Consider the following 7634-nt stretch of genomic DNA (forward strand, 5'->3'; position numbering starts at 1 on the left):
ATTTCACCGCCATCAGCAAAGCCGTTTGGATATTTTTTAGGCCAGTAAAACTTGCCCGCCATGTCTTCAAACCGCTGCGTAACCTCATCTCGGTGGAGTTTCCCGGTGACGTAAAGGTGAACGTGGGGGGTGATGTGACTTAATTCGCGGATTAAAGCTTCGCTGCACCAGCCTACTGAGTGGCGGCGGAAGTGTTTGGAAAGGAAGCCGATTTTTAAATGACGCTGTTCTTTTGTTTGGTACTTGGCTAGGTGGTTGCTTCTGTTAATTTCCTGGCGCTTAGGGACGGCTTTTTGGTAGTATTCTTTGGCAATAAGTCTGTAGAAACTGGCATTCTTTTCGCGGTTGTCTCGCAGGTGAGAAACTGCAAACAGGAAGATTTCGTAGAGCAGTTTTAGTTCGATTACGCTAAAGGTTTCGACCTTTTCGTAGCATAGTTTTTCGATTTCTTCGAGTTTCTGAATTGCCTGTTTGCTGACACCTGATTGCAGGTAGGAAAAGACGTAGGCTGTAGCTGACATGACTGGGGCATTTTCGCCACAGTTTTGGCAGTATTTGTCGGCTACGCTACGGGCTCCGGCGAGGTTGGTAGAATGGCTTAGCAAGTCGCACAATTGTTGGTAGGCTTCGCTATATTTGGAGTTGCATTCGATCGCCTTTTCAAAATTGGCGATCGCCTCCAACGGCTTATCTTGTTTCTGAATGTGCCCCATCCGGCAGTAAACCTCTGCCCAATTCGGTTTTAAGGCCAAAGCTTGCTGATAGCTGGCTAAAGCTTCTTCCAGCCGCCCCTGCATGGAATAACAACTGCCGAGGTTAGCGTGAACTTCCGGCCAGTCGGGCTTGATTTGCAGAGTATTGCGGTAATTAGTAATTGCTTCGTCGTACTTGTTTTGCTGCAAAAAAGAATTGGCTATATTGAAGTGCAAAACTTCTAATTGCGGCTTTAAAGCTACAGCTTTCTGATAATAAGCGATGGCGGCGTCGAGATTGCCTTGTTGCGATCGCGCGCTGCCGATGTTACCGTAAGCTTCGGCCCAATCTGGTTTAATGGCGATCGCTTTTTCGTAGCTTTCGATGGCTTCGTCGCGCTTTCCTTGGCTGAAAAGTCGATTACCTAAGTTAAAGTGGAAGTCTGCACCGACTAGCTGCGGGTTGAGTTCAGATGTTCTTTTAAAACAGGCGATCGCTGCTTCGATGTTGCCGTGTTTGTGATATACTTTTCCTAAATTCCAGTGAGCGCCCGCTAAATTTGGACTGAGGGCAATGGCTTGCTGGTAATGGGCGATCGCTTCTTCCAAACGCCCCATTTTGAAATACATACTGCCGATATTGGCGCGCACTTCCGCAAAATTTGGCTGCAATTCTAGGGCTTGAGAATATGAACGAATTGCAGCTTCAGTTTTGCCTCCTGCTTGCAAGGCATTGCCTAAAGTGACGTAAGCGTAGATGAAATCCGGTCGAATTTTTAGCGCTTGCTGACAAGCTGCGATCGCCTCTTTAATTTTACCTTGAACTAAAAAGTTTTCGGCGAGTTTATTGTACGGTTCTACTTCTTGAAAATTGGCAACCTGTCCACTATCTGGAACATTGAGCGAGGTAACTTGTTCGGAAACTTCGGCGGGGTTTGTAAACGGAGTATTTAAAGTCTCAGTGGTGGGTGCTGGCGGCAAATTGATGCTCGAAGGTTGCAAGCCGTAGCCTTCATCTTTGTTGACAGATACTGGTTGCGATTCTCCTGATTCTGTTTCTAATTCGATAAAGTTGCTGTCAGTAGTTTCCCGCTCTTTTTGTGCGATCAAACTCGATAATTTCTCAGCAGCGCTGGCATCTCCAGGTTGCTGTTGCAACACTTTTTGATAGCAAGCAATGGCTGCATCTAACTTTCCTTGCTGCTGCAAAACGCTGCCCAGCATCATATTGACCGAACACAATTGAGGATTAATCGCCAGAGCTTTTTGGTAATAATTGGCTGCCTGTTCCAATTGCCCTAACTTGTAATACATACTGCCGAGATTCGCGCTGGCTTCAGCAAATTCCGGCTGAATTTCTAAAGCTTGCAAGTAAGCTTGAATTGCCATTTCCAGTTTGCCTTGACTCTGCAAAGCATTGCCTATTGTCAAGTAAGCAGGAGCAAAAGTGGGTTGAAATTGAAGAGCGACATTACAAGAGGCGATCGCCTTTTCAAATTCTCCTTGCAAAACATAAACTTCCGCCCACTTTTTATGAACTTCCGCATCTCCTGGATTTAACTCTAAAGCTTTCTGATAATTCTCGATAGCGCCACCGAGATTACCTGCATCTTTCAGCCGATTTCCCTTTACAAAATATGCTTGAGCTGCTTCTGAATCCACCAACGACTCCGTTATCATTTGCTCTGCCACTCTTACAGTTTTTACACTAATAATATTCAACCATTCTACCCACTCTCGGGAACGCACAGACCAAGTACACCCTCGATTTATATATTCTACCTGCTGCCTCAGATGATTTTCAGCAGTTGCGCCGCCCGCACCCGTGCCCTCATTTAAAACTCCGACTATCGCCTCTAAAAACCGCCTTGTATATCCCTCCCAATCTGGCTTACCCGCCCGCTTCCAATTAGTTATCGATGCAAAATTTTCCACCCCTGACATTGAAACTAGACGGGCAAATCCAGCAGTTGTTTCCGGCAAAGCTGCCAATTCACTCGTCACAATTCGGCAACCGCTGGCCATTGCCTCCATCACGGCAATAGATGAGGTTTCTAAATAGGTATTCGGGTAAGCTAAAACCGCGACTGAACGCAGTTGGCGGACGAGTTCGGGTTGGGGTACGGAACCGACGTACTCGACGCCTTCTGTTTCCTGACACTGGCGGTAAAGTTGACCAAAAAAAAGCCTGTTATCATTGTCGTCTATTTGGTGTATTTTCATGCTTGAAAATACTTTTAATGTGGTTCCGGGGACAGCTTGACGAATTTCGGGAAAGACTTTTAACAAAATATCGAGTCCGCGAAATGGAGTGCTGGTGTAAGCTAGAATGGGCGGTCGAGATTTATGATAGAGGATAGGAATATTATCGGGGAAAATATTAGCAAAACAAGGTGCGATCGCATTTCTTAAAACACAACTGCGATTTAAGTCAATCCCAAAGCGGCGATGAAATTGCTCGCGCTGCCAGTCGCTGACAAATACAAAGGCATCGCAAGCATTGATTTCTCGCTCATTTTTAAAATTTTCGAGGAATACAAAGCCCGGCTCGTTATGAATCCACAAAATTAATTGAGTTTGTTCCCCCAAAAGCGGCTTAACTTCCACCGCTTTGCCGAGTATATTGACTATAACTAAAAAATCGAGCGATCGCAGTAACTCTAAATTAGATTTGTCCCCCACGCGCCGCCTGCAATCAACGCCGCGCGACATCCCCGGCTCGGAAGTATTGTTGAGCAAAAATACCTCGTTTCCCTGTGCAGCCAACGCCTCGGCTAAGTAACAAATAGCCGACTGAGTGCCGCCCAAAGGTTCGCGGTAAGGAGTTTCAATGTTGTAATCCCAAGTATAAGTATCAAGAAACCCGATTTTCATTAAATGGTATAATTTTAAAACTATTGAGGAGTACCGAAAATGACCACAGAACAAGATCCCGTAAAATTTATGAAACAGCAAGTCGGCTTTGCTGCTGCCGATCGCGTACAATCTGGTATGATTGTCGGACTCGGCACGGGGTCAACTACAGCTTATACTATTCAAGCATTGGGCGATCGCATAAAATCAGGTGAACTCAAAGATATCAAGGGAGTGCCGACATCTTTTCAATCAGAAGTGTTAGCCAAACAGTACGGAGTACCGCTGGTAACACTCGATGAAATTGATAGAATTGATGTTGCTATTGATGGCGCGGATGAAGTAGATCCCCACCTCAACTTAATTAAAGGTGGCGGCGCAGCCCACACCCGCGAAAAAGTAGTCGATTACCTCGCAACTCAGTTTATTGTAGTAGTTGACGGTTCCAAAATCGTAGATAAATTGGGTTCGACTTTTCGCGTTCCCATCGAAGTTATACCGATGGCATTAACACCAGTGATGCGCGCCATTGAAAAATTGGGTGGCAAACCAGAACTCCGCATGGGTGTGAAAAAAGCAGGCCCGGTAATTACCGATCAAGGTAATATGGTAATTGATGTCAAATTTGATGATATTGCCAACCCCGGAGAAATGGAAAAAAGCTTGAACAACATTCCCGGTGTGTTAGAAAATGGTTTGTTTGTAAACTGTACCGATTTGGTTTTAGTCGGCGAAATCAAAGACGGAAAACCCGTAGTACGCGAAATTTCTAAATAGTCAAAACTTGCCTACGGGTGGTCAAAAACTCTTTGTGGAACAGGCACCTTGCCTGTTCAGGAGAATGCGACAATATGGAATTTACTATCGGAAAAAATACCAAAACAAGGTTTTTTACCCTATACCAACTGCCAAGACTATTAAGAAGTTTTTAATCAGTCAAACCCTTGCGATTGTTACATCTTTCTTCTTCCTTCTTCCAACTTCCATCGGCCTGACATCCGTTACATCCGTTACAGAATCCGTTGCCGAACTTTCTTCTTCCTGACATCCGTTACATCCGTTACATCCGTTACAGAATCCGTTGCCGAACTTCCTTCTTTTATAGCTTTGACTTTGATTATGATGCAATATCGCAGATTCGGTCGCACAGAATTATCCATGCCCGTCTTTTCCTGCGGTGGCATGAGATATCAGTACAAATGGCAAGACGTGCCAGCCAATGAAATTCCACCAGACAATCAACAAAATCTAGAAGCGACGATTCGCTACTCGGTTGAATGCGGCATCAATCACATAGAAACTGCTCGCGGTTACGGCACTTCCGAAATGCAATTGGGGTGGCTTTTCCCTAATTTTCCCCGCGAAAAATTGATAGTGCAAACGAAAGTTAGCCCCAAACCGAACTCCCAAGAGTTCCGCGAAGACTTTGAAAAATCCTTAGCTTATTTACAACTAGAATACGTCGATTTACTGTCGCTACACGGCATTAATACGTGGGAATTGCTAGAGGAGTCTATCCGGCCGGGCGGCTGCATGGATGTGGCGAAAAAGTTGCAAGCAGAAGGCAAGGTTAAGTTTATTGGTTTTTCCACTCACGGCCCGACGGATGTGATTGTCAAAACAATTGAAACCAATCAATTTGATTATCTTAACTTGCACTGGTACTACATCAATCAAAGTAATTGGCCTGCTATTGAAGCTGCTAAAAGTCACGATATGGGCGTTTTTATTATCAGTCCTTCCGATAAAGGTGGTCAACTTTACAGCCCGCCACAAAAATTAATCGACTTGTGCTATCCGCTGAGTCCGATGGTGTTTAATGATTTGTTTTGCTTGTCGCATCTGCAAGTACACACTTTGAGTTTGGGCGCAGCCAAACCTGAAGATTTTAACGAACATCTGAAAGCTGTAGAATTGTTAGATAGAGCCGATGAAATTTTGCCTCCGATATTAAAAAAATTAGAAAAAGCAGCAATTGATAAATTAGGAGAAGATTGGTTTAAAACTTGGCACGTAGGTTTACCAACTATAGAAAATACTCCTGGAGGTATTAATATTTATGTGATTCTGTGGCTGTGGAATTTGGCCCAGGCTTACGATACGATCGACTATTGCAAGATGCGCTACAACCTTTTAGGTAATGCCAGTCACTGGTTCCCGGGCCAAAAAGCCGATCGCCTCGATGAATTAGACTTGCGCCGCTGTCTAGCCCACAGTCCCCACGCTGCTAAAATTCCCGGTATTCTTCAAGCAGCCGATCGGGTTTTTGGAGGCGAAGCCATCCAGCGCTTGTCCCAAGAATAATCGCAAAAAAACCCGGTTTCGAGACAGAAACCGGGTTGCTGAACCGGAGCACGTGAGTTAGTTACGCGCACACAATTAGCCTATACTTGAGACACTCTCACAACCATCGCCCATCCGTCTCATCCATTCGGGCGATTCAACTTTTTTTCTCAACTCACTCCCATTTTGCTTTAATCTGAGATAAAACAGTTAATAATTCACTTAGGTATTTTTTATGACTCTCAAACGCCGAGATTTCTTGTATTTGCTGACGGCCAGCGTCGGAGCTATTACCGCAGGTGCTTGCCAAGCGTCAGGAAATAATGTATCGCAAGCAAGTCCAGTTGCAGAAAGCCCAAAAATAGCCCAAACCCCCGGCCCTTTTACCCTGCCGCCTTTGCCCTACGAATACAATGCTTTAGAACCGCACATTGATGCGCGGACTATGCAATTTCACCACGACAAACACCACGCCGCCTACGTTAAAAACCTCAACGATGCTGTCAGCAAATACCCGCAGCTCAAAAATATGAGTGCTGAAAATATGCTGCGAGATTTGAGCAAAGTGCCGGAAGATATTCGCACAACCGTGCGTAACAACGGCGGCGGACACCTAAATCACACTATGTTTTGGGAAATCATGGGTCCCAACGGCGGCGGCGAACCCACAGGGGCAATTGCAACAGCAATTAAGCAAACTTTCGGCAGTGTTGACGATTTTAAAACAAAATTTAACGATGCCGGCGCCAAGCGTTTTGGCAGCGGTTGGGTTTGGCTAGTCCGCAATAAAGCTGGCAAACTGGAGATTACAACTACGGCAAATCAAGACACGCCTTTAATAGATGGCAACTATCCAATTATGGGTAACGATGTTTGGGAGCACGCTTATTATCTCAAATATCAAAACCTTCGCGCCGACTACTTAAAAGCTTGGTGGAATGTTGTTAATTGGGCGGAAATTAACAAGCGCTACGAAAAGGCTAGCGCTTAGTTCAAAAAAGCTTGTTGTTGCGATCGACCGCAAACAGCTCAACAACCAACTCTGTTTTAAGTAGGTAGGCGCTGTAAAACGCAATTAAGTAAGTCAACGATTGTAGAATATCCTGAGCATTAAGCGTGGCTGACTTGGCCCTGTTTCCATACTGTTAGATGGTTCAGTTTAATTCCACCTACCTACTTATTTTCTGATTCTGCTGTCAAACTCGGGCTGCCCTCAATGTACAATCCACCATCTACCTTTAACACGCTACCCGCGATGTAGCTAGCTGCATCAGATGCCAGGAAAACTGCTGCTTTCCCTAAGTCTTCCGGGAATCCCATCCGGCCAAGAGGCATTCTGTTACTGAACGACTCAAGCAATTCGTCGCTGTACCAGCGTCGCTCACCCGGAGTATCAGTCCACCCAGGCTCTAGGATGTTGACCCGAATTTTGTGCCACATCAGTTCATTCGCCATAGAAAGAACGAGGTGATGACAGGCTGCTTTGGTGGTGTTGTAGTCAATCGCACCCTTATAGGGAAAATGAGCGTGGGGGGATGAGATATGGATAATCGAGCCTTTGGCATTCCTTTCCACCATACGGCGGGCGACTATTTGACAGATGTGAAACACACCGTACACCCCTATTTCTAGTGTCCGCTGTAAATCCTCAAAGTTAGTTTCCAGCAAGGTATTTCGGACGCTGGCGATCGCATTTGTTACTAGAATATCGATTTGACCGAGTTCTTGCTCGCACGTATCGACCATCCTTTCCACTTGGTCGCGCTGTGAGACATCTGCTTGAATCGCGATAGCGCGACGGCCGAG

Annotated in this window: 6 protein-coding genes; 3 read left to right on the forward strand and 3 right to left on the reverse strand. The window is 45.5% G+C overall.

The window, feature by feature from the left end; genetic code table 11:
* Window positions 1–3566, reverse strand: a 3566-nt coding sequence (locus QUA38_RS13700; RefSeq protein WP_333162570.1) for a tetratricopeptide repeat protein, incomplete at its 3' end; no start/stop codon positions are given.
* A 39-nt stretch (window positions 3567–3605) separates the two neighbouring features.
* Here QUA38_RS13700 and rpiA point away from each other — a divergent pair.
* Window positions 3606–4322 (forward strand): ribose-5-phosphate isomerase RpiA, encoded by a 717-nt coding sequence (gene rpiA / locus QUA38_RS13705; RefSeq protein ID WP_333162572.1) that lies wholly within the window; start codon window positions 3606–3608, stop codon window positions 4320–4322.
* Between the two features lie 233 nt (window positions 4323–4555).
* Here the strand turns inward: rpiA and QUA38_RS13710 are convergent, their stop codons facing one another.
* Window positions 4556–4705: a hypothetical protein gene (locus QUA38_RS13710; protein ID WP_333162599.1), complete on the reverse strand. Its 150-nt coding sequence runs from the start codon at window positions 4703–4705 to the stop codon at window positions 4556–4558.
* Here QUA38_RS13710 and QUA38_RS13715 point away from each other — a divergent pair.
* Entirely contained in the window at window positions 4665–5849 is a 1185-nt protein-coding gene (locus QUA38_RS13715; RefSeq protein WP_445305053.1) for an aldo/keto reductase, read from the forward strand. The two genes, QUA38_RS13710 and QUA38_RS13715, sit on opposite strands and share 41 nt — an antisense overlap.
* Before the next feature lie 214 nt (window positions 5850–6063).
* Entirely contained in the window at window positions 6064–6819 is a 756-nt protein-coding gene (locus QUA38_RS13720; RefSeq protein ID WP_333162574.1) for a Fe-Mn family superoxide dismutase, read from the forward strand.
* Between the two features lie 182 nt (window positions 6820–7001).
* Here the strand turns inward: QUA38_RS13720 and QUA38_RS13725 are convergent.
* Window positions 7002–7634, reverse strand: a 633-nt coding sequence (locus tag QUA38_RS13725; RefSeq protein WP_333162576.1) for an SDR family oxidoreductase, incomplete at its 5' end; no start/stop codon positions are given.

The organism is Microcoleus sp. Pol12B4 (assembly GCF_036701385.1).
Classification (GTDB): domain Bacteria; phylum Cyanobacteriota; class Cyanobacteriia; order Cyanobacteriales; family Microcoleaceae; genus Microcoleus.

Coding starts and splice junctions, on each gene's coding strand:
- rpiA (WP_333162572.1), top strand. CDS start 3,606: ATGACCACAGAACAAGATCCCGTAAAATTTATGAAACAGCAAGTCGGC.
- QUA38_RS13715 (WP_445305053.1), top strand. CDS start 4,665: ATGATGCAATATCGCAGATTCGGTCGCACAGAATTATCCATGCCCGTC.
- QUA38_RS13710 (WP_333162599.1), bottom strand. CDS start 4,705: ATGGATAATTCTGTGCGACCGAATCTGCGATATTGCATCATAATCAAA.
- QUA38_RS13720 (WP_333162574.1), top strand. CDS start 6,064: ATGACTCTCAAACGCCGAGATTTCTTGTATTTGCTGACGGCCAGCGTC.